At 73.2% G+C, this 23,484-nt stretch carries 12 protein-coding genes; 6 read left to right on the top strand and 6 right to left on the bottom strand.

What is annotated here, in order from left to right; all coding sequences use genetic code 11:
- The first annotated feature begins 112 nt into the window (after positions 1-112).
- Together WMF26_RS34790 and WMF26_RS34785 are read left to right on the top strand one after the other, a co-directional pair.
- On the top strand, positions 113-2,527 hold the full coding sequence (locus tag WMF26_RS34790) for a hypothetical protein (protein ID WP_437996238.1): 2,415 nt from the start codon (positions 113-115) through the stop codon (positions 2,525-2,527).
- Between the two features lie 600 nt (positions 2,528-3,127).
- Positions 3,128-4,906, top strand: coding sequence for a right-handed parallel beta-helix repeat-containing protein (locus tag WMF26_RS34785; RefSeq protein WP_437996237.1), 1,779 nt, complete (start codon positions 3,128-3,130; stop codon positions 4,904-4,906).
- A 102-nt stretch (positions 4,907-5,008) separates the two neighbouring features.
- On the opposite strand, the gene WMF26_RS34780 is transcribed toward WMF26_RS34785, so the two are convergent.
- From WMF26_RS34780 to WMF26_RS34760, 5 genes are all read right to left on the bottom strand, one after another.
- Entirely contained in the window at positions 5,009-8,644 is a 3,636-nt protein-coding gene (locus tag WMF26_RS34780) for an FG-GAP-like repeat-containing protein (protein WP_437996236.1), read from the bottom strand.
- 117 nt (positions 8,645-8,761) lie between these two features.
- Positions 8,762-10,285 (bottom strand): hypothetical protein, encoded by a 1,524-nt coding sequence (locus WMF26_RS34775; RefSeq protein WP_437996235.1) that lies wholly within the window; start codon positions 10,283-10,285, stop codon positions 8,762-8,764.
- Between the two features lie 8 nt (positions 10,286-10,293).
- A complete protein-coding gene (locus WMF26_RS34770; RefSeq protein ID WP_437996234.1) occupies positions 10,294-12,942 on the bottom strand; it encodes a TonB-dependent receptor domain-containing protein in 2,649 nt (882 codons plus the stop codon).
- A gap of 259 nt (positions 12,943-13,201) precedes the next feature.
- A complete protein-coding gene (locus WMF26_RS34765; protein WP_437996233.1) occupies positions 13,202-15,088 on the bottom strand; it encodes a serine/threonine-protein kinase in 1,887 nt (628 codons plus the stop codon).
- Between the two features lie 171 nt (positions 15,089-15,259).
- Positions 15,260-16,414 carry a hypothetical protein gene (locus WMF26_RS34760; protein ID WP_437996232.1) on the bottom strand — a complete coding sequence of 385 codons (1,155 nt, stop codon included), beginning with the start codon at positions 16,412-16,414 and terminating at the stop codon, positions 15,260-15,262.
- A 415-nt stretch (positions 16,415-16,829) separates the two neighbouring features.
- On the opposite strand from WMF26_RS34760, the gene WMF26_RS34755 reads away from it, so the two are divergent.
- The 3 genes from WMF26_RS34755 to WMF26_RS34745 are packed head-to-tail and all read left to right on the top strand — an operon-like array spanning position 16,830 to position 21,008.
- Positions 16,830-18,515 (top strand): FHA domain-containing serine/threonine-protein kinase, encoded by a 1,686-nt coding sequence (locus tag WMF26_RS34755; protein WP_272826330.1) that lies wholly within the window; start codon positions 16,830-16,832, stop codon positions 18,513-18,515.
- Between the two features lie 15 nt (positions 18,516-18,530).
- The gene (locus WMF26_RS34750; protein ID WP_061628246.1) at positions 18,531-19,169 is read left to right on the top strand and encodes a hypothetical protein; all 639 of its coding nucleotides are present in this window, start codon (positions 18,531-18,533) and stop codon (positions 19,167-19,169) included.
- A 36-nt stretch (positions 19,170-19,205) separates the two neighbouring features.
- Positions 19,206-21,008 carry a hypothetical protein gene (locus WMF26_RS34745; RefSeq protein ID WP_437996231.1) on the top strand — a complete coding sequence of 601 codons (1,803 nt, stop codon included), beginning with the start codon at positions 19,206-19,208 and terminating at the stop codon, positions 21,006-21,008.
- On the opposite strand, the gene WMF26_RS34740 is transcribed toward WMF26_RS34745, so the two are convergent.
- Positions 20,965-22,014: an FG-GAP repeat domain-containing protein gene (locus tag WMF26_RS34740; RefSeq protein ID WP_437996230.1), complete on the bottom strand. Its 1,050-nt coding sequence runs from the start codon at positions 22,012-22,014 to the stop codon at positions 20,965-20,967. The two genes, WMF26_RS34745 and WMF26_RS34740, sit on opposite strands and share 44 nt — an antisense overlap.
- On the opposite strand from WMF26_RS34740, the gene WMF26_RS34735 reads away from it, so the two are divergent.
- A complete protein-coding gene (locus tag WMF26_RS34735) occupies positions 22,013-23,221 on the top strand; it encodes a phosphoglycerate dehydrogenase (RefSeq protein ID WP_437996229.1) in 1,209 nt (402 codons plus the stop codon). The genes WMF26_RS34740 and WMF26_RS34735 overlap by 2 nt on opposite strands.
- Positions 23,222-23,484: the final 263 nt, after the last annotated feature.

The raw sequence follows: 23,484 nt of genomic DNA, 5'->3' as shown, positions 1-23,484 counted from the left end.
ATAGAATTGCGTCCTGCGCTCATTGTCGCATCGCGAGCGCAAGGAGCCTATGCACCAGGTTCCTGTCCCGGGGGCTGGTGAATCTCGGGACGTCCGCACGGAAGGAGAGAGCATGAGCATCGAGGTTGGCGCCGTCGCGTGCATCAGGAGGGTGACGAGCTTGCTGGCCGTCGGCGCAGGGCTGCTCGCGGGAGGCTGCGCCGAGGTATCGACCGGCGAGCCGGCGGCCCTGGGGAGCGCCCGCCTCGCGTCGTCCGCGCTCGGCGCCGATCGGACGGAGGAGCGCCGCCACCACGGGCACGGGAGCGGCGGCGCGCGCGGCAGGTGGCGATCGCGCGGCGTGGGCGGCGGAGGAGCCCTCTTTTCACCGTCGATCAACCCCCACGACGGCCGCGAGATCTTCATGGCCAGCGACATGCGGGGCGTGTACCGCACGAGGGATTTCGGCAGGAAGTGGACGAACCTCGATTTTCGCGACATCCAGGGCGGCGTCCTCTCGCAATTCCGGTTCACCGCCGACCCGGATGTCCTCTACGCCGTGACCTACAGAGGCCCCGAGGACGTCATTTTCGACGCGGCCACGCTGGCCAAGAGCACCGACGGGGGAGCGACGTGGGAGGCGCCCGTCACCACCCCGGGGACGCCCGGAGACGCCCACTACCTGTTCGCGGACCCCTGCGACACCGAGCGGCTGCTCATCTCGGACACGCGCCAGCTCTACGCTTCGCTCGACGGCGGCAGCAGCTTCCACCTGGTCCACACGACGGACTGGCCCGGCGGCCTCCGGGTCGGCGGCGTGCACTGGGACGGCGACGACATCTACGCCGGCACGAGCGACGGGCTGCTCGTCTCGCGCAACGGCGGCGCGAGCTTCGCGCTCGACACCTCGATCGGCGGCCTCCCGCAGGGCGAGAAGATCGTCTCGTTCGCGGGGGTCGGGCACGGCAGGCGGGCCCGCTTCTTCGCGGTCACCTTCTCCGCCGCCGACAGCGGCGGCAACCCCCTCGTCACCGCGAACACGACCGGCGGGGAGCTCGACGCTTACGCCGGCCTCTATCGGCTCAAGCTCGGCGAGAAGCGCTGGATTTCCGCGACGAACGGGCTCGGACCGAGCGACAAGCTCGCGTTCGTCGCCACGTCCGCGGACGACCCCGGCGTCGCGTACGTCGCCGGCGGCGACCGCCAGACGCTCGCGCCCATCGTGCTGAAGACCGTCGACGGCGGGGCCAGCTGGCGGCACGTGTTCCGGAGCGATCACAACGCCAACATCGCCACCGGCTGGAGCGGGTTCGGCGGCGACATGGGCTGGGACTTCGGCGAGTACGCGCTCGGCCTCTCGGTGTCGCCCGAGGATTCCCGCCGGGTGGCGATCACCGATCTCGGGTTCGTCCACGTCAGCGACGACGGCGGGAAGAGCTTCCATCAGGCGTACGTGGACCCGGCGGACGAGAACCGGAGGGGCACGGATACCCCGAAGTCCCGGTTCTACCGCACGAGCGGCGTCGAGCAGACGTCGGGCTGGTGGCTGACTTTCCCCGACAAACACACCATCTTCGCTTCGCTCACGGACATCCGGAGCGCCTACAGCGAGGATGGCGGCAGGTCGTGGGCTCGCGACGGCGCGAACGGCCTGACCCTGAACACCACCTACCACGCCGTCCAGCACCCGATCACCGGAGCGCTCTACGCGGCCACCGGCAGCGTCCACGACATCTACCAGAGCCCCTGGATGCGCGACGCCCGCATCGACGGTACGGAGGCCCGCCCGGCCAGAGGGGGAATCATGATCTCCGAGGACAAGGGCGCCACGTGGTCGCCCGTCGCCGATCTGGGCCGCCCCGTCATCTGGCTGGCGCTCGATCCGAACGATCCGGACCAGCTCTATGCGAGCACGGTCAACAGCGTGTCGGGCGGCATCGTCCGCCTCGATCTGAGCGCGCCCGGCGCGGCGCCCGAGCCGCTCCCCGCCCCGCCGCGGACGCAGGGGCACGCGTTCAACGTCCACGTGCTGAAGGACGGGAGCATCGTCGCGACCTACTCCGGCCATCAGCCCGGCAACACCCGGACGTTCACCGATCGATCGGGCGTGTTCCTCCTGCCGCCCGGCGCGTCGGCGTGGGAGGATCGCTCCTCGCCGGAGATGCACTACTGGACGAAAGACATCGTCGTCGATCCGAACGACCGCACCGAGAGCACGTGGTACGTGACGGTGTTCAGCCACGATGACCGCTTCTTCGGCGGGCTGTACCGGACGAGGGATCGCGGTTTGACCTGGCAGCGCATCAGCGACAAGGTCCGCGTCGAGTCGTGCGCGATCGACCCGCGCGACCCGGACCGCATGTACATGACGACCGAGCGGGACGGGCTCTGGATCACCGAGAACCTCAACGACGACGCGCCGACGTTCTTCCGCGACGACGGTTACTCGTTCCAGCAGCCGGTGCGGGTGTTCTGGAACCAGCACGACCTCGACGAGGTGTGGACGGTCAGCTTCGGCGGGGGCATGCGCGTCAAGCGCGAGCGCTGATCGCGCCTCCGTCGTGCAGCGTCGGGCTCGAGCGCGAGCCCGGCGCGCGCGGGAGCTCGCGGCTCCTGCGGCGCAACGCCCTGTCGCAGGCCGCGCGCCCGTCCTTCACGAAACCCGCTCGGCCGTCGTGGGCTCGTCCCCCGAGCGCCCCGGCGGGCCTCCGCGATGCGCTCGGAGGCGGCGCTTGCGCAGAGCCGTCGAGCGTGACAAGCCACGTGGCATTCGCGGCCGCGGGGCGGGCCCGAGGGACGGAGCCTCCGGCGCGTTCACCGCAACGGGCATACCGGTCTTGAGAGCGACTGTCGCGGACAGCCCCGCGCTCCGCTGACTGCGAGCCAGCGCGCCCCGGCTCGCAGCATCCCCGTCGTCGACGTGCCCTCTCCGCGCTCGCTGGGACGGGCCGCCGCGCCGCGCGCGGCACGCCCGCTCAGGAGAATCGCTCATGCCAGACGCGTGGAGCGGACGGTCGTGCGATCGCGCCGCGGCTACCCCGGCCGGGGTAGCCCGCGTCTTCGCACAACGATGCTCCGCTCGACGCCAGCGCTCGCTCCTTGCACCTGAAAGTCCCGGATTACCCCCTCGTCCGAGAAGGAGGTATGTGTGTCGTTGGACCAGCGGTTTGTGAAGATCTGGATCGGAGTCTTGCTCGCGCTCGTCTCCGCTCCAGCCGGAGCCACCCCGCCCCCGGACAGCGCCGGCTGCGACGAGGCTGGCTGGGGGGTTCCCCCTGATGCGATGGAGAGCGCTGCGTCCCGGGATTTCTGCGACCTCGATGCGCCCTACACCGAGCCGCCCTTCGTGGCCGACGAGACGACCGGCGTCGCCTGCCCTGATGCCGCCGCGCTGTCTCCGGTCTGCACGGGGCCCTTCTGCCCCGCCAGCGGCGGTTGCCTCGGGACCAGGACGCTGCACGAGGATCTGAATGCTTGCCAGGGGGCGCGCTGCTGCCTGCCGGGCTCCGTCGACCCGGACGGCGTGGTCAACGTCCTTCCCTACCTGGCGAGGCCGGCGGAATGGCCGTTCTCCGCCGACGCGTCCGTCGACCACAGCACGAACGTCGACGACAGCCCGGGCATCGCGACGGCCATCGAGTGCGCGGCGTCGCTGCGCGCCCGCAGGCGCATCGTGGCCTTCCCCGCGGGGCGATACGTGCTGCGCAGCCCGCTGCGACCTCACTACGACGCGCTGACCCTGGAGGGGCCGGAGCTGTCTCCCCACGCCGGCCCGGGCGATCCCGGGACCGCGACCCTCGTGGCGATACCCTGCAATCCGGAGCAGTACCCCGGGGCCATCCAGGTCAGCGAGGTCGTCAAGCGGGACGGGACCGCCGTCAGCGCGGTCCGGGGGCTCTGGATCCGCAATCTGCAGATCGCGCTCACGGATGGACCACGCAGGACGGCCAACAGCGGCATCCACCTCAACACGTGCGCCGACTGCAAGGTGGAGAACGTCATCGTGCGCTACGCGCCCCTCGCGCCCCAGCTCCCTTCCTGCAAGCCGTCCAATCTGGAGGGCATCGGCTTCTCCTGGGGCTCCGGGGGCGTCATCCGGAACGTGATCGTGGACGGCACGGCGAAGGGCGGCATCTACCTGTCCTCCATCGCCGGGCACCACGACACGCCGCCCATCCTCGTGGAGAACTGCGAGATCAAGAACATCAACGGCCCGATCGGCGCCAGCGCGATCAAGATCATCACCGCCAACGTGACCGTGCGAAACTGCAATGTTCACCACAGCTTGATCCATCCCGTCGACGGCTCCGCGACGGGCAGCGGCGGACATGGCCTGTGGATCTCCGCCCAGGTCCCCCCTAGGCCCGGGATCCCCAGCGCGGTGCCGGCGAACGTCGTGGTCCAGGACAGCTACTTTCATCACAACGGCGGCGCCGGCGTCATGCTGGCGAGCGCCATCGAGGAGGACCGTCCGACGGGGATCCTGATCGAGCGGGTCGTCTCCGCATACAACGCGAGCCACGGCGTGCACGTCCAGGCAGGCACCGGGGTGGCGCTCCGGGACGTCGCGTCCTGGGGAAACGGGCTCTACGGCGTGCTCCTGAGCTCGCGAACGACGCTGCCCGTGACCGCGGTCCGAGTGGGAGACGTGACCCTGAAGCGATTGCTCGTCTTCGACAATGCCCTGCGCCTCACGTCGGGCTCCCATCCCGGTATCAAGATAGAGGCCAGCGACGTCACGGTCCGCGGCGCCACGGTGGGGCGCTGCGACCCCTCGCGCGGGAGGCAATCACAATCCATCCAGCAGCAATGCTGGATGTCGGGGCCGGCTGGCGCCCAGGCGCTCTTTCATCCGGAGGACAACGTCATCTCGGGCGTGAGCACGCAGGGCGTGAGCGCGCCGGAGGTGCTGGCCTGCCCCTATTGAGGAGCGCCGGGAGCGGCGCGGGCAGGGCCTGCCCGGCGGCGACGGCGACGCGGGCGCGCCGCGCAACGGCTCGCCCGGCTGCCGCAGCCCCGCGCGCCCCGCCTACGCCCTCCGCCGCCGCCCCCAGAGCGCCATCGCCCCGAGCAGCGCCGCCCCGAGCGCCGCGCGCTCGCCGGCCCCGCCCCGCGGATCCCCCGCGGCCGCGCAGGCGCAACCGCCGCCCAGCCGCAGGAGGACCTGCGCCTGCTGCGGGCCCTCGCACAGGTCCACGGTGAGCGGTCGCGCCGCGCTCCGCCCGCCCCCCTGATCGAGCGGCGTCTCGAGGTTGCCCGTGTTCCGGTTGTCGTGGTGGAAGCTCTCCCACGCGACGAGCGCGTCGGTCGTCGCCTCGGTGTGCCACGCGAAGAGCCAGCCGTCGCGGGTGCCCACCACGACCTCGAGCGTCCCGTCGCCGTCGAGGTCGCCCACCGCCGGCGTCGTCGCGATCGACTGGCCGGTGAACTTCGGGAACCCGCGCGGCTCCCGGCCGCACCCGTCGAAGGCGTGCAGGAAATAGCCGCTCGAGCCCGTCAGCACCTCGGGGTAGCCGTCGCCGTTCAGATCGACCACCGCCTGGCTGCTGCCGACCGTGTGATCCTCGAGGACGAACGGCGCGCGCGGCAGCATCGCGCCCGACCGGCCGCTCCAGACCGCGAGCAGGTGAGCGGGCCGCTCCGCGCCGCGCTCGCCCGCGAGCGCCAGCGCGGCCGCCTCCGAGGCGCCGGCGGCGATCACGTCGGGGGTGCCGTCCTGATCGACGTCGCCCAGCGCCGGATGCGAGAGCAGCGGGAGCATCGTCCGGGCGCCCGCGGCGGGCGAGAGCGGGCCGAACGTCGGATCGAGCCCGGCCGGCGAGCCGCCCCGCGCAGGCGGCAGCGCGCCGGCCGGGGTCGCCAGGAGCCCGTCCTGCGCGCCCGGCGAGGCCGGGAGCACGAGCGGCGGCGCGCCGTTGCCCTGGACGACCCCCGCCAGCGTGCCGCCGAACCGCCCGACGACGCCCGAGGCCGCGATCCCCTCCGCGACGAGCGGCGTGAGCGAGAGCGACGGCATCGTGACCGGCCAGCCCGCGAGCACCGGCCCGGAGGGCGCGGCCGCGCCGCGCGCGTCGAGCACGTAGACCGCCCCGGCGTCGCCGTCGTCGCCGAGCCGCTCGCTCGACCCGACAAGCAGGTCCGGGAGCCCGTCGCCGTTGAAATCGGCGACGGCCGGCGTCGCGAGCAGGCGGCTCCGCGCCGGCTCCCGGGCGAGCGGCCCCTCGTAGTGCACCTCCACCGGCCAGCCGCGCAGCGCGCCGCCGTCCGCGTCGAAGGCGTAGACCTTGCCGTCGAACGCCGCCTGGATCACGTCGAGCAGGCCGTCGCCGTCGAGGTCGGCGAGGACCGGCGCGGCGAACGCCCCCCGCGCGATCCGCGCGTCCGCGGACATGCACGGCGCGCTCGCCGGCGCCCCGAGATCGACGGGGCAGGAGGGGACCTCGGGCAGGCGCACCGGCCAGCCGTCGCGGAGCGAGCCGTCCGCGCCGATGACGTAGACCGTGCCCGGCCAGGTCGAGATCGCGATCTCCTGCGCGCCGTCGCCGTCGAGATCCGCGATCGCGGGCGCGCCCAGGATCGGCTCGCGGCCGAGCTTGTCCCAGTCCACCTCGTCGTACGCGCGGGCGCGCCGGTAGGAGGCGGGCGAGGCCTCCGGCGTCTCGGGATCGAGGCCGTCGGCGTGGCGCGTCCGGAAGGGGAACCCCGGCAGCGGCTTGGGGCCCTTCGGCGTCGCCTTCAGCACGCGCAGCTCGCCGCCGGCCGTGGGGTAGATGATCTCGCGCCCCCCGTCGCCGTCGAGATCCGCGAGCTTCGGGCTGCCCTCGCCGCTGTCGCCGATGAGCAGCGGAAAGCCGTCGACGAGCGTCGGATCGCTGGCGACGTAGTAGGTGCGCCGCGCCTCGCTGCGCACGTCGCCGGCGGCCCCGCCGTAGCGGGCGGTCGCCCAGGCGCGGACCGTGATCGCGCGGTCGTTCTCGCCGTGGGGGCTGTCGGCGTCGCGGGCGTGGGACGTGTCGATGGTGCGCACGTCGAGCGAGGCGAGCGGGCCGCCGGCGCCGATGACGACCGTCGGCGCGACGTTCACCTCCCGCTGGAGCAACCTGAAGTCCGACTCGAGCGGCTGCACGCCGGGCGCCCACTCGATCGCGTAGTCGTACGCCGTCGCCCGCTTCGCCGAGATGGTGCCCTCGATCGGCACGGGCACCTGCACCTGGTCCTTGTAGAGGACCTCGAACCAGCGCGGCGACGTGAGGTCGATCGCGGGCGGCACGCGCCCGTCGCGCAGCGCCTCGACGGCGCGGTTCGCGTTGACGCGGCCGTGGCCGAACCGCTGATCGAACCCCGGCTGCGAGGCGCGGTACGGCGACCCGGGCTCGCGCGACTCGGGCACGTCGATGTCGTCGGCGCTCACGATGAGCAGGCCCTGCGCCTCCGCGGGCGACAGGGCGACGCCGCGCTCCAGGGCGGCGGAGTACAGGAGGCCCGCGACGCCGGCGAGCTCGGCGGTCGCGTCGCTGGCGCAGCCGGCGCTCGACACGGCGAGCAGGTTGTTGCCGCCGAAGCTCGAGCACGGGGAGGCGTCGAGGAAGGTGGTCGACGTCCCGACGCTCTGGCCGTCGTAGCGGACGGCGCTCACGGGCAGCGCGTGGTTGCTCATCGCGGGCGCGCTGTGGTGGCGCGAGCCCTCGTCGCCCACCGACGCGACGACGAGCGTCCCCTCGCCGTGGGCGTAATCGAGCGCCGCCTGGAGGAAGGCGGTGCTGTCGACGGCGGTCACCGGGCACTGCACGACGTCGGCCCGGAGGTCGGCCGCGTAGAGGATCGCCTTCGCGAGGTCCTGCGCGTCGGCGACGCGGCTGTCGCCGACGCGCAGCGGGACGACCCTGCACAGCGGGCAGGCGCCCGCGCCGCCCAGCCGGTTGTTCGTCTGCGCCGCCGCGACCTTCGCGCCCTCGGTGCCCTGGCCGTTCAGGGTGTCGTCGAACGGATCGTTGTCGTTCTTGAAGAAGTCCCAGCCCGCGATGTCGTCGACGTAGCCGTTGTCATCGTCGTCCTCGCCGTCCGAGAAGTGGAGGAGGAGATCGCCGGCGTCGAGCCGGCCGTTGCCGTTCCGATCGCCCCGCGGCCGCCCCGCCGACGCCGCTGGCGTGAGCCCCGGCGTGTCCTGGTAGTCCGAGGCCGAGAGGACCCCGTCGCCGTTGCAGTCGAAGCCGGCGAGCTCGCCGTCGCCCGCGCACGGCGTGCCGTCCGCGTGCAGCGGCTTGTGGGGTTCGAGCTCGCCCCGGTTGAGCCACACCTTCTCGAGGAGATCGTCGTCGTCCCAGAGGATCCCGGAGCCGGTGACGGCGATCCGGACACGCGGGTCGCCCTGGGTGCGGCGCCAGGCGAGATCGATCGCCATGCCGGCGGCGGACTCCTCCGGGCGGGGGCGCACGCTCCCGCTCGGGGCCGGGAGGAAGGAGTAGAAGCTCCACTGCCCGCTCTGCGTGGCCGAGGGGCCGTACTCGGGATCGTTCGGCCAGTTCTCGGGATCGGCCATGTCCGCTGCGCTGGCCGAGGCGGGCGGCGGCCAGCCGCCGGACGCGTCGGAGGGAACGAGCGCGCCCGCCGCGGCGCCGCCGAGCGCCCCCAGACAAGCAAGCGAGGGAAAGCGAAACCAGCGCATGGGCCTGGACCCTACCATCGGTGAAGGCGCGCGAGGGAACCGGCGCGCGCGGCGCAACCGGCGCTCTCCGCAGGAAAACGGCGCTTCTTTCGAGGCGGGCGCGGCGGCGCGAGGCGCTCAGGGCAGGCAGAGCGCGGGGGTGGGGTGCTCGGCGCAGTACGCCGGGTCGTCCGGCGGACCGATGCGGAGCACCATGTCCTGCGAGGCGAGGCGCGGCCGCGCGCCGCAGACGTCGGAGGACGGCGCGGCCTCCGACGGCGCGCACACGCCGGCCTCGTTCGGCACGGTCCAGGCCTGGCCGGTGCCGTAGATCAGGTTGAGCGCGTAGCGACCCTCGGGCAGGCAGCCGTAGACGATCTCGATCGGGCGCCCGAACTGCCGGGCGAGCGCCTCCTCGACCCTGTCCTGCTCGGCGATGACGTCGTTGCCTTCCTTGTCCTTCGCGTGGCTTACCACGAGGACGCCGCCCCGCTCCGGCTCGGTCGGGCGCATGCAGAGCGCGGCGGGCCGGACGCCGACGAGCGCGCTGTCCCGCGGCTCGTTGAGCGGCTCCGCGCCGAGCGTGGCCGTGGTCAGCAGGTCGTCGTAGATCGTGAGCCCCTGGAGGAGCACCGCGGGCGCGGCCTGGCTGACCAGCGGATCGTCGGCGCTCTGCTTCGCGAACACCGCGATCGGGAAGAGCGCCGGGAGGAGCGCCGAGTCGGGCACGTGATCGTCGCCGTCGATCGCTCCGTCGCCGTTCACGTCCTGGCGCGCGTACGTGAGGGTCGGCGCGGGCTCGCCGCCCACCGGCAGCGAGATCGGGGGCCTCGCCGCGCTGGCGATCTCCTCGTCGGGCACGCCCGCGGCGAGCCGCAGGCGCAGGAGCGACGCCTCGGTGCCGGCGGGGTTGGTCGGGCTGAACGTCTCCAGCTGGAAGTCCGAGGCCATGACCACCTCGCCCGGGCCCTCCTCGACGCCGTCGGGCGGCGCGAGCACCTCGGCGACGTGGAAGATCGGCCGCTCCAGCGGGAGCGGCAGGCCGAGGGTGACCGCGATGCCGCCGACGCGCGCGCCGGTCGCGGGGATCGGGGCGGCGAGCGCGATCTCGCGGTACCGCGGGGCGGCGCCGCCGAGCGCCTCGGCCGCGTTCTCGATCGCGCCGCCGGCCACGTCGCCCCGGGTCGGCAGGTTGGCGATGCTGAAGATCGGATCGAAGTCGCCGTCGTGGTCGTAGAAGGCGCGGACCTGGTAGGTGCCGGCGGGCAGCGGCGACAGCCGCCACGTGGCGCTCACGGTCACGGGCGGATCGTCCGGCGCGGGGCAGCGGAGCGCGCCGTCGTTCGTGAGATCGAGCGCGGCGCCCAGGCCGCCGAACAGCTCGTCGCCGGGGATCACGTCGAGGCTCGCGGCCGAGGTGCCGAGCCCCTCCGGCGGCGGCAGCAGGCGCGTGTCGAAGCCGAGCACGATCGCGGCGCCGACGACGCGGCCGTCCTTCGTGCAGGGCCGGGGGCCTGAGTAGGTCACCGTGCCGTCGAGCACCCCGGCGGGGCCGCTCTGGTCCGGCAGCGGGATGAAGACGTCCGCGTCCTCGCACCCCGGGAGGGCCGCGAGGAGCGCGCCGAGCAGGAGGAGACCGGTGCGGGGCTTGGATCCGAGCATGGAGGTGCCTAGAGCGAGTACCGGAAGAATCCCATGAAGCGCCGGCCGATGCGGTTGCCGAACGGGTGCATCTGCAGCGGCGCCTCGCCGAGGCCGTCGAGCGCGTTGAAGACGGTCGCGGAGATCTCGGCGCGGTTGTCGAGGAAGCGGTAGCCGAGGCGCGCGTTGAGCAGCGTGTACGCGGGCAGCGGGTAGACGGTGGTGGCGATGACCGTCCCCGCCGGGACCTGCTCGGCCCACGCCTGCGCGGACTGGTAGTGGAACGTGACCTCGCCGTCGACGCCGATCGGGGTGCGGACCTGGACGCCGGCGTTCACCTTGTGCCGGCTGGTGCGCTCGTCCTCGGGGGCGTTGCACCCGGCGGGGCGCTGCTGCTCCGACAGGTTGAGCGCGTAGTTGGCGAAGATGTCGAGCCCCTCGACGGGGTAGACGCGGCCGCCGAGCTCGCCGCCGACCACGTGGTAGACGTCGCACTGGTTCTCGAAGCCGCCGAAGCCGGACGTGTAGCGCCCCGTCTCCGGGTTCAGCCCCCCGATCCCCTGGGCGCGGTGCGAGAGCGTCATGCGCTGCGGCTCGGCGAGCACGATGAGGTCGCTCACGCGGTTGTAGTACGCGGTGACCTCGAACTCGAAGTAATCGCTCTGCTGGTTCAGGTAGCTCGCCTCGGCGGTGATGATCTGCTCGGGGTCGATGATGACGTCGGACCGGACCGGCGGCCGCGTGGTCGAGAGGAGCTCGAGGCCGGGCAGCGCGAGCTGGATCGGCAGGTCGACGTACGCCTCGAGCGACGTGGGCGAGCGGAACGCCGTCGAGCCGGAGAGGCGGATCGCCTGGCGGGCGGTCGGCTTGACGATGACCGAGCCGCGCGGCGACGGGATGAGCCGCTCCAGGTAAGGCACGTAGTCGAGCCTGCCGGAGGCGACCACCGTCACGCGCTCGCCGAGCTTCATCGAGTCCTGGAGGAACACGGAGCCGTGGTGCTCGATCGGCATGTCGCCGTCGAGGTAGCTCCAGTCGGTCGCCTTGAGCCGGTAGCCGAGGCCGATGTGGAAGTCGTGCGCGACGGCCGCGGGCGCGCGGAGCGTCTTCACGAACTCGATCTCGGCGTTCACGATGTGCTGGCGCGGCCGCCCCGCGTACAGGGTGTGCCCGAGGTACGCGGCGTTGAGCAGCGAGGTGCCGTCGAGGTACGAGTAGTACGTCCGCGCGTTGACGTTCTCGCCGCGGTACGCGACCGAGGCGTCGGTGTTGGCGACCTCCAGGTTGTAGTCGTTGAACGGGCCGATGCCGTAGATGTCGAGCTCGCTCCGGGAGTAGCCGGCGCCCACCGCGAGCTCGCGGCGCGGCCCGAGCCGCTGCGAGGCCCGGAGATCGATGCGCACGTTCTCCGCGCCGAGCTCCTGGCTCTGGCCGCTCGTCTCGAGGTCGATGCGGTCGCCCGCGACCTCGCGCGTCCACCGCGGATAGCGCGTGTAGCCCGCGGACAGGCGGTACGCGAAGTCGCCTTCCCGCGCGGAGGCCCACACCGATCCGTAGCCTTGCTGGTGGTCGCCGTAGCCCGCGCGGAAGCCGCTCTTCCCGGCGCCGGGCTCGATCGTGATGATGTTGACGATGCCGGCGAACGCGTCGGCGCCGTAGAGCGCCGAGCCCGGGCCGCGCACCACCTCGATGCGCTCGATCTGATCCACGTCGATCGAGAGCGCCTCCCAGAAGGTCGAGCCGAGCACGTCGTTCTTGACCGTGCGCCCGTTCACGAGGACGAGGAGCTTGTTCGCGAGGCGGCTGTTGAAGCCGCGCATCGAGACGTTCTCGTCGCCGCCCGTGATCTGCATGACGTCCATGCCGGCGACGCGCCGGAGCAGCTCCGGGATGCGGGTCATGCCGGAGAGCCGGATGTCCTGGCGGGTGACGATGGTCGTCGAGTTCGGGGAGTCGAGCGGGCTCTGGGCGCCGCGCGACGCGGTGATCACGGTCTCCTGGTAGACGTCCTCGGTGCGGGCGGCGCCGACGATCCCCGCGGCGTCGACGTGCGCCGCCTTCGAGGCCGGCGCGGGCGCCGGGGCCGCGGCGGCGCCGGTCGGCGCCGCGGTCCCCGCGGGGGGCTGGCCGGCGGGGGGCTGGGCGGGCGGGTCGCCGGGGGCGGGCTGGGCGGGCGGCTGCGGCTCGGGCGCGGGCGGCTGCCTCGCCTCCGGGGCCGCCGCGGCGCGCTGCGCGGCGAGGCGCTGCTCCAGCTGCTCGACGATCCGCGTCACCTGGTCCCGGTCCGCGGGATCGCTCGCGAGGTACTCGCGGTACGCGGCGATCGCCTGCTCGATGTGGCCGGCCTCGGCGTGCGCGCGCGCGATGTTGAAGACGACGTTCGGGTGGGGGAGGATCTCGTTGGCCTTCTGGAGCTGCCGGATGCCCTCGTCGAACTGCTTCTGGGCGATGAGGTCCATGCCTGCCCGGAAGTGGAGGCGCGCCTCGGTGCGGGCGTCTGCGAGCGCGCCGCGCGCGGCGGTCGTCGCGCCGAGGGCGACGGCGCAGGCGAGGAGCCGCCGCGCGAGCGCCGCGCCGCTGCGCGGCCGCGCGGGGCGCGGCGGGCGTGCGTCGTGGGTCGGTGCGGGCGCCGGGGCGGCGCCGTTCCGGCCGTGCGAGCAGGAATCGGGAGACGACATGAGTTCGCCCTGTCCTCATCGGGGCCGGGGGCGCGACCGCGACCCACCGGCGACAAAGGCCGGGCCGCGACGGCGATCCCGGCGAGAGCTCGGGAGCGCGGACGGCGCGGCTCCCCACATCACACCGAACACATCATCGACGAGGGGAGCGCCCGGCGCGCCCCTCCCGCGAGCGCGAAGCCGCGCTGGTCATGACAAGCGGCTCTGGCCGCGAAGGCGCGGCGATCCTACCAGAGCGGCCGGCGCGCGTGCGCGGGCGTCAGTAGGGGTTGCTCTTGTACGGATCGGCCTTCTGGACGTTCGCCCTGGGCTTGCTCGGGGCGCCCGGCGCCGCGATCGGGGCCGGGTCGAGCCGCGCGCGCACCCTCTCCTCGGCGCCGGAGACGCGCACGATCGCGGGGCGATAGCCCGCCTTCTCGAACACGAGCTCGTGCTCCGACGCGAGCGCGGCCGCCGTCCCGCGCCAGATGATCTCGCACGGCGTCTCGGCGCAGAGCTCCTTGTTGCCTTCCCGGACCGCCGCCCCGGGCGGCGTGCTCTCGACCTGCAGCGGGCGCGCCGCGGGCGCGCTCGCCGCGGGCGCGCTCGCCGCCGGGGGCGCCTCGGCCGCCGGCGTGCGCCCCGCGCCCTGCTCGCGCGCCGCGGCGCTCGTCCCTGGCGCCGGCGAGCGCGTCATGACGGCGGCGACGCCGACCACGGCGGCGAGGGCCGCGCCGATCGCCCAGGGCGCGAGCCGCCTGCCCGGGCTCGCGCCGGGCTGGGTCGACGAGAGCCCGTCGGCGTGCGGCGCCGGGCGCGCCCCGACCGGGTCGGCGCCCATCGGGTCGGTGCCCATCGCGTCGGTGCCCATCGCGTCGGTGATCGACGGGGCGACGAAGAGGGGCGCCGCCGGCGGCCGCGGCCCGCTGTCGGTGGCGATGGGGGCGGTCAAGGTGACGGGCGAGCTCGTGGGAGGCGACGAGTTCGGCGTGGAGAGGCCGGGGATATCGCTCGTCGTCGAGTACGACGGCGTCGGCGGATACGACGGCGCCGGCGGATACGACGGCCCCGATGGATACGACGGCGACGATGGATACGACGGGGGCCGCGGATACGCCGGGAGCGACGGGTACGAGGGCGCCGACGGGCGGTGGCTCGCCGCGCCGGGCAGCATGGGCGCGGTCTCGCCGGTGTCCCGCGTGGAGATGCCCCCCGCGGCGAACTTGAGCGCGGCCAGGAGCTCGTTCATCGAGGAGAAGCGCTGCGCCGGGTCCTTCTCCAGGCAGCGGTAGACGATCCCCTCCATCGTCTGGGAGATGGAGAGGCTCGGGTTGTGCGCCTGCATGGGCGGGACCGGGTCGTTGACGTGCGACATCAGCGTCCCGACGCTCGCGCCCTTGTCGAAGGGCACCTGGCCCGACAGCATCTCGTACATCATCACGCCGAGCGCGTAGATATCGGTGCGCGCGGACACCCCGCTGCCGGCGATCTGCTCGGGCGCCATGTACTTGGGCGAGCCCATGAACAGGCCCTGTTGCGTCAGGTCCTCGCCGCTCTGGGTGTCCTTGACCAGCCCGAAATCGAGCACCTTCACGTGGTCGTGCTCGTCCTCGTGGTCGACGAGCAGCACGTTGCCCGGCTTGAGATCGCGGTGCACGACGCCGAGCCCGTGCGCCTCGCGGAGCGACCGGCAGATCTGGCGGGCGATGTGCGCGGCGCGCGCCTCGGGGAACGGCCCGTCCTCGCGGAGCACGCGGTGGAGGGTCTTCCCCTCGATGTACTCCATCGCGATGTAGTAGATATCGTCGTCGCTCTGGCCGTAGTCGAACACGGTGACCGTGTTCGGGTGCGAGAGCTTCGCCGCGGTCGACGCCTCGAGGAAGAAGCGCCGGTGGAACTCGGGATCGTGATCGCCCTCGTACTTGGGGCTCAGCACCTTGAGGGCGCAGATGCGGCCGAGCGGCGCCTGCTCGGCCCTGTACACCTTGCCCATGCCGCCGCGCGCGATGACGCTGACGATCTTGAAGCGGCCGTTGATGACACGCCCTAGCAGCGGATCGGGCGCGGCAGCCCTCGAGCCCCTCGCGCTGCCGGTTACCTCTGGCTGTCGGCCCTCGGGCATGTCGTGCCTCTCCTCGGGCAGCGTGAGGAGGTGAAGATTGGACACACAGCAGCCGCCTCGAAAGCAGTGTGACTGAGGCGACTCTGAGGTGTCAATCTGCAGTGTCACGATACGCGCAGGAAATGCGCGGACATTGGTGCGCTGCCGTCCGGACGGCCGGTGAGCCGCCGCGCGGCGCGTGCGCGGCGCCTGGAGGGGCCGCCCGAGGCGGGCGGCTCAGCGCCGGACGGCGACCGCGAACAGGAACCCGCCGTCCGGCAGGGGGCCGCCGATCCAGAGGCGGTTCGCGTCGTCGGTGAAGAGGGAGAGCAGCGTGCCCGCCGTGGCGAGCTCGACGAGCGGGGCCGGGGCGCCTTCGGCGCGCATGCGGCCGCCGTCGTCGCTGGTCGCGACGGCGACCGGCGCGAGCGCCTCGTAGGTCGCGGGGTCGCTCGGCTGAAAGACGACGAGGCCCGGCGCGCCCTGCTCGGGCGCGAGGGCAGCGAGGCTCGTGCCGCTGCCCGGCAGCGAGAAGAGGACGTCGCCCTCCGTGGGCCCGGCGCCCCGCGTGATCGCCTCGGCCGCGAAGCCGCGCGCCTCTTGCGTTCCGTCTGCAGACGGGAGCACGGCGACCACGTTGCCGCGCAGATCCGCGGCGACGGGGCCGGAGCTGTCGCCCCACGCCGCGACGGCGTCGGGCGCCGCGCAGCTCGCGTCGCCCTCGGGCACGAGCCGCGCGTCGGGCCCCGCCGCGCCGCAGCGGTCGGCAGCATAGAGGCCGTTCGCGCCCGCCGCGGCGTCGCCGAGCGGCGACAGTCCGGTGTAGAGCAGGCGCCCCTCGACGGCGGCGGCCGCGAAGAAGCCGTTCACCTCGTAGCGCTCCGCCACCGCGCGCACCGCGCGGTCCTCGATCAGGATCAGCTCGCCGAGCGTCTCGGGGAACGCGCTGGTCCACGAGATCGCCGTCCAGTCGAAGAAGGGCAGGTCCACGGCCTGCGCGCCGAGGAAGGCGCCGTCGGGGACGCCGGCGTCGATCGTCGTCCGCGCCGCGGCGAGCTCCCCGTCCGCGCTCTCGGGCGGCGTGAGCCGCACGATCTCCGCAGCGCCGCCGGCGCCGCTCCGCGCGAACATCGGCCCGCCGTGCCGCCCCCACGTCACCGAGGCGAAGCCGATCTCCTCGTCGGTCGTGTAGACGGCGACGGCGCACCACGCGGGGTCGACCAGCGAGAAGAGCGCGCCGTGGGATCGCGCGTCCAGGCACCCGGCGCCGTCCGCGCCGCCGCCCGACGCCGCGCCGGCGCTCCCGTCCCCGTCGTCGCCGCAGCCCTGCGCGAACGCCGCCGCCGCCGCGCAGAGCGCCGCCGCGGCGAGGCGCGCTCTCCTCTGCTCCATCCAGCCGTCCCAGCGCATCGGTCCTCCGAGGATCCGCGGCGCTGCGGTCCGGTGATCGCGTCCGTCCCGGGCTCCGGGCCAGCGGGGGCGCCGCGCCGGATCTCGGCTCCGCCGGCTCGCTGGGCCGGCGCGCCTCGCGGCGCCAGCGCCGGCGCGCGCGGCGGTCCCGCCGGGCTGGCCGAGCCGCGTAAACAAATCGGCGGCCATCGTCAAGAGATCCCGAAGAGATCCCGGCGCCCGGGGCGTCCGGAGGGGCGATCTCGGCACAAACCAGCGGGCCGGCGGCTGCCGCCGCGCTGCGTCCTGTCTGTTCCCTAGAACGACCGTTGCGCTCGACGTTCAGATGGACGACGCTGTGCGCCGCAGCCGGTGTCGGGCACGCTCCGGTTCGCGCTCCTTTCATCCACCGCGGGCCGTGACCAAGACACCCCCTCCTCCCATCACTGCCGGAACGGTCATCAACGATCGTTACGACATCCGTCAGAGCCTCGGTAAAGGCGGCATGGGCGAGGTCTTCCTAGCCTTCGATCGCTCTACGCAGCAGACCGTGGCGCTCAAGGTGGTCCGCGAAGAGTCGCGCATGCCGGGCGACGACGAGGCGCTCCGCCAGGAGCTGCTCCTCGCGCGCTCGGTCGGCCACCCGAACGTCTGCCGCGTGCACGACCTCGCGCCGAGCCCGTGGGGCCCCATCCTCGTGATGGAGCAGATCCCCGGGCAGACGCTCCACACGCACATCCGCAAGCGCAAGGCCCAGGGCGGCTACACGGCCGACGAGTTCCGCAAGATCGCGAGCGAGGTGTGCAACGGGCTCGCGGCCATCCACGCGCAGGGCCTCGTGCACGGCGATCTGAAGCCGGGCAACGTGATGGTCTCCGAGGGCCGCGCGGTGATCCTCGACTTCGGCTTCGCGCAGGAGCGCGCGCGCGCCTCGGCGCGCCGCCCCGGCGCGCCGCCCGACGGCGGCACGCCGAACTACATGTCTCCCGAGCGGCTGCGCAACGGCGGCGCGAGCCCCGAGGACGACGTGTACGCGATGGCCCTGACGCTCTGGGAGATGTGGACCTGCCGCGTCCCCGAGCCCGGCTACAAGCCGCGGCTCAAGACGATGAAGCAGCAGATCATGTTCGACGTCCCCGCGGGCCTGTCGATCGACGAGGTGCGGCAGATCTTCCGCGGCCTCAACGAGGACCCGTCGATGCGGCCGCAGGCGCGGCACATGCGCTTCTTCAACCCGTCGCAGCTCACGACGAGCCCGATCCAGCTGCCGCGCGAGCGCCTCGATCCGGGCCCGCCGCCTGGCGGCGCCTTGAAGCTGAACTTCACGCCGGGCGCGCAGTCGCTGCTCGTGACGTACGCGACGAACGCGCCGGAGATCGTCGGCACGCTGCTCCCGCTGCACGACACGAAGCTCGCGCTCGGCCGGCGCAGCGATCAGAGCCTGTGCGTGCCCGAGGCGACCGTCTCGGGGGCGCACGCGATCTTGAAGTGGCAGACCGGCTCGTGGCTCATCGAGGATCAGGGCAGCACGAACGGCACCTACGCGGACTTCAACTACGAGCGCAAGTCGCAGGTCTCGCTGCTGCACGGCGGCGAGGTGCAGGTCGGCGAGTGCCGGATGAAGCTCGTGACGTTCGGCCCGGACTCGCCGCAGCACCGGCGCGCGAAGCAGTACCTCGCGAAGCGCGACGGCCTCACCGGCCTGCTCGTGCGCGAGCACCTGATGAAGGCGATCGACGAGGACGGCCTGTTCGCCGACTGGGCCGAGGTGCCGATGCAGGTCGCGCGCTACGAGCTGCGCGGGCCGAACCGCCAGGTCAGCGAGCGCCCGACCATCCTGGAGATGCTCGCCCTCCGGAAGGCGGCGCAGCGGGTGATCGATCTGACCGAGATGCTGCTGCTCAGCCTCACGCCCGCCGTGGCGGGGCGGACGGGGCCGCTCAAGTTCGTCGTCTCGATCGTGGGTCCGAGCATCGACGAGGCGCGCCACGTGGTCGAGCAGGTGGTCGCGCAGGTTCAGGGGATGCTCCCCGAGACGCTCGAGCTCGGCGCGACGCTGGTGAAGGGCGAGCCCGGGCGCCCTGCGCGGACGCTCATCGATTGAACCTGAACGCGTCCGATGAACAGCCGGCCTCCGTTTCCGTCCAGCCCGCCGTCTCAGCCCTCGCCGTACCGTTACCTCGGCCGCGGCGGCGGCGAGCGCCCCGTGCGGCTCCAGATCATCATCGCGCTCGTCGCGGGGCTCATCGTCGTCGCGGTGCCGCTCTACCTCTGGCGCCGCCCGAAGCCTGAGTCGATCCCGTCGGCGGACGCCGCGACGGCCGACGCCGGCGCCTACGCGTGGGACGCGGGCGCGCTCGCCGACGCCGGCGCCGCGGTGGACGAGGGCGTCAAGCTCTCGCCGTTCACCACGATCAAGTGCGAGAACCCCGGCCCGGGCACCACGCCGCCCGAGCGCTGCGACCACGTCACCTTCTTCGAGGACGCGCTCGCGCGCGCGATCCGCGACAACGTGCAGTGCGCCCCGTCCGGCAAGACGAGCATCACGGTGAGCTACGTCCTCGAGATGGACTTCCGCCGCAAGCGCACGAACCTCTACGCGGGCAAGTCGACGACGGTGAACCGCGCGAAGACGAAGGAGCTGCTCCGCTGCGTGAAGCGCGCGATGCCGACGCCCGACTGGGGGACGATCCCGCACCAGTACGTGAAGTACAAGATCAACGTCATGGCGACGTACCCTGCCAACGAGTCCTACTGAGGGGAGCGGCTCGTGCGGCGCGCATCGATCGTGCTGATGCGCTGCGCCCCCTCGCTCCTCGGCGCGCTCCTCGCCACCGCGGCGCACGCGCAGCAGAGCGCGCCGGCCGCTGACGCCGCGCCTCGGCAGCTCGAGGGCTACTCGAGCTACGAGCGCGCCACGATCGAGCGCACCCTGGCGCGGCTCGGCGCGACGCTCGATCCCACGCCCGAGGGCAAGATCGTCGAGGGGATCGACGTGGTCCCGTACGAGGTGATCGAGGACCGCGATCCCGCTCCGTCCTTCCTGAACTGGTTCCACGTGCTCTCGCGGCCGTACGTCATCCGGCGCGAGGTGCTCCTCGCCGTCGGGCGCCCCTACGAGCAGGCGCTCGCCGACGAGTCCGCGCGCAACCTGCGCGGCCTGAGCCAGGTCTCGCTCGTCCTCATCTTCGCCGTGCGGGGCAGCGCGCCGGGGCGGGTGCGGGTCGCGGTCGCCACCAAGGACGTCTGGAGCCTGCGCCTCAACTCGAACTACCGCTTCGCCGGGGGGAAGCTCGAGTACCTCTTCCTGCAGCCCGCCGAGACGAACCTGTTCGGCATCCACCACGCCGTCGCGGCGCAGCTCACGCTCGATCCCGGCGCGCTCTCGCTCGGCGTCGCCTACGCGATGCCGCGCATCGGGGGCAGCCACGTGCGGCTGCGGACCGAGCTCAACGCGATCGTCTCGCGGGAGACCGGCGCGCTCGAGGGCTCGAGCGGCGCGTTCGTGTACGGGCAGCCGCTCTACGCGACCGAGGCCGAGTGGGCCTGGGACGCCGAGATCTCCTGGCGCGACGAGGTGACGCGCCGCTTCATCGGGACGAGGCTCGCCACCTTCGACGCGGCGGCCACGCCGGACGACGATGACATCCCGTACCGCTACCGCAGCGATATCCTGGTGGGCGGCTACGCCGTCACGCGCAGCTTCGGCGGCCGCGGCGCGCCCGGCGGCGCCGGCTCCACCGTGAAGCACGACTTCTCGGTGGGCGTCGAGGCGAGCCGCAGGGTCTACCGCATCGACGCGCCCGCGGGCGTCGCGCCGGCCGCGATCGCCGAGTTCGAGGCGAGCGAGATGCCGGTGAGCGACACCCGCGTCGCGCCCACGTTCAAGTACTCCACGTACTCGACCCGCTTCTCGCGCGTGCTCGACTTCAACACGCTCGCGCTGCAGGAGGACTACCGGCTCGGGCACGAGCTCTCGATCCTGATCTACCCGGTCACGACCGCGCTCAACTCCACCCGGAGCTTCCTCGGGGTCTCCGCCGCGGCCGCGTACACCGTCGCGCTCGGCGACGGCCTCGCGCGCGCGGTGATCAAGACGATCACCGAGTTCGACCGCTCCCAGATCTTCGACGCCTCGTTCGAGGCGCGCGCGCGCGTGCACACGCCGAGCTTCGGCCTCGGGCGGCTCGTGTTCGACGTGCGGCTGCTCGACCGCTACCGGAACTACCTCAACCGGAGGTCGCAGCTCGGCGGCGACACGCGCCTCCGCGGGTACCCGACGGCGGCGTTCATCGGCGAGGACGTGCTCTCCGCGAACCTGGAGCTCCGCACGCGCCCGCTCGAGATCTGGTCGTGCCAGATCGCGGGCGCCGCCTTCTTCGACGCCGGCGACGCGTTCGACGGCTACGGCGAGCTGCGCCTCAAGCAGTCGGCGGGCTTCGGGCTCCGGGCCCTCTTCCCGCAGCTCAACCGCGTCGTCATGCGCGCCGACTGGGGCTTCCCGCTCACGCGCGGCTACCGGGAGCCCGACGCGCTCCCGGGCGACATCCTCGTCACCTTCGGTCAGGCGTTTCCGATGCTCCCTGCGGACGAGTAGGCGCGCCGCGCGGCCCCTCCTGCGCCGGCGCGCCCCCCGGGGACGCCGGCGCCGCGCCCGCCACCCGCGCGCGGTGCGCCGCGAACGCCTCCCGGAGCGCGGGCGGCACCGGCTCCCGGTCGAGGGCCGCGAGCGCCTCGGCCGCCGGCCTGCCCGCGAGCAGCGCGTGCCAGGCCCGCTCGAGCGCGCCCCTGAGCCGCGCGGCGTCGTCCTTCTCCGGCTCCTTCGGCTTGCCCTGGCCGCCCGCGCCCGAGCCTCCCGCCCGCGCCGCGTGGAACGCCCGCGCCGCGCCGCCGCGGTGCGTGTAGCGACCGCCCTCGAAGCCCGCGACGTCGAGGAGATCCGGCGCGATGGGATCCCCCTCGGCCACGGCGATCCGGCCGGCGAGCTCCAGCGTGCCGTCGTGGTCGACGTCGAGCGCGAACCGCGGCGGCGCCGCGAGCTCGACGGCGTACCTGCCCGCGCCGAACGGCTGCACGGCCCAGATCTCCAGCGCGCCCGCCTCGTTCCTGAGCACCACGTCCGGCGCGCCGTCGCGGTTGAGATCGGTCCCGGAGCGGAACGCCCCGAGCTGCTCGGTCGCGTCGGGCTCCGAGCCCGGGAGGAGCGACGGTATCAGCTGGGTCGCCTGGCTGCGGTCCGCGCGCCCGCTGTCGAGGGGCCCTGCGGCCATGACCACGCCGCGCGGGGTCGCCACGCGGACCGCCGAGGTGCGGCGCCCGATCGCGTCGGTCCCGCCGTAGCCGCGCAGCACCACCTCGCCCCCCCGGCGCGGGAGCGCGCCGCGGAGCTCGACCTCGAGCGTCAGCCCGAGCTCGGCGGCCTCCACGTCGATGGCGCGCAGGTGGGCCTCGAGGTCGGGGGGCGCGACGTACGCGGCGAGGTGCGGCCTGCGCGCGGCGCCCCAGGGAGAAACCTGATGATCGCTCGCGCAGGCGGCAACGCAGGCGGCGACCAGAACGCACGTCGTCAGCGAGAGCTTTTCTGTTACCGTTCCCTTCCGCATGCGCCTGCTAGTCGCCGACAAGATGGACCTCTCGGCTCTGGAAGAGCTCAAGGTGCTCGGGATCCAGATCGAGTCCCGGCCGGAGCTCACCAGGGACACCCTGCCGGCGGCCCTGGACGGGGTCGGCATTCTGGTCGTTCGCTCGACGGAGGTCACGGCGAAGGCGATCGAGGCCGGGCGGCAGCTCAACCTGATCGTGCGGGCCGGGGTCGGCGTGGGCACGATCGACGTGGCGGCGGCGAGCGCGCGCGGCATCTACGTGGCGAACTGTCCCGGCAAGAACGCGACCGCCGTCGCGGAGCTGACGATGGCGTTCATCCTCGCGCTCGATCGCCGCCTGGTCGACGCGACGTCTGATCTTCGGGCCGGCCGCTGGGAGAAGACGAAGTACTCGGCGGCCCGCGGCCTGTTCGGCCGGCGGATCGGGATCGCGGGGCTCGGCGCGATCGGCCGCGAGGTGCTGCTGCGCGCCCGCGCCTTCGGCCTCGAGCCGCACGCGTGGTCGCGCTCGCTGACCCCGGGCCGCGCCGCCAAGCTCGACGTCAGCTACGCCCGGACCCTGGAGGAGCTGGCCGCCCGCTCGGACATCTTCACGATCCACCTGACGGCCACCCCGCAGACGCGCGGCATCGTCGGCCGGAGCGTCCTCGAGGCGCTCCCCGACGGCGCCATCGTCGTGAACGCCGCGCGCCCCGAGGTCCTGGACTATGCCGCGCTGGAGGAGCTCATCCCGCGCAAGGGGCTGCGGGTCGGCCTCGACGTCTTCGCCAGCGAGCCCGACAAGGGCTCGGCGCCGTTCGAGTCGCACCTCCTCGGGCGGGGGCTCGTCTACGGGACCCCGCACGTCGGCGCGCAGACCGAGCAGGCCCAGCGCGCGGTCGCCCTCGAGACGGCCCGGATCATCCGCGCCTTCTTGACGGAGGCGGACCTGCCCAACGTGGTCAACATCTGCGCGACCTCGCCCGCGCGCTACGCGGTCGTCGTCCGGATGCTGGACAAGGTCGGCGTGCTCGCGAACACGCTCAGCGTCATGAAACGCCACGGGATCAACATCGAGGAGATCTCGAATACGGTCTTCGAGGGGGCCACTGCCACGTGCACGAAGATGCGGGTCACCGGCCGGCCGAGCGAAGCCTGCCTGAAGGAGATCGCGGCGTTCGAGGAGGTCCTGCACGTGGATATCGTCGCGCTGCCGAATCTGGCGTAAGGCGGCCCGCCTCCCGGCGGTGACGCGGCGCGGCCCCGAAGGCGGGCGACGGGTGACGGACGGCGGGCGACGCGGGGAGACGAACCGGCGGGGAGATCCCCGGCGAATGCAGGAGCGGTTTGCCCGTATCCCCCCTTGCATGAAGGCCCGCATTCGACTAGGTTGTCCGCCGACAACTAGGCGGATCCGCGAGCCGGATTCCCAGTTCGGGAATCGGCTCTTTTTTTTTGGCGCAGGGGCGCCGGGCACCGTCGCTCGGGGCT

The organism is Sorangium sp. So ce185 (assembly GCF_051526825.1).
GTDB lineage: Bacteria > Myxococcota_A > Polyangia > Polyangiales > Polyangiaceae > Sorangium > Sorangium cellulosum_D.
The sequence above is the reverse complement of the archived record's forward strand: the minus strand, read 5'-3'. Positions and strand labels throughout refer to the sequence as shown.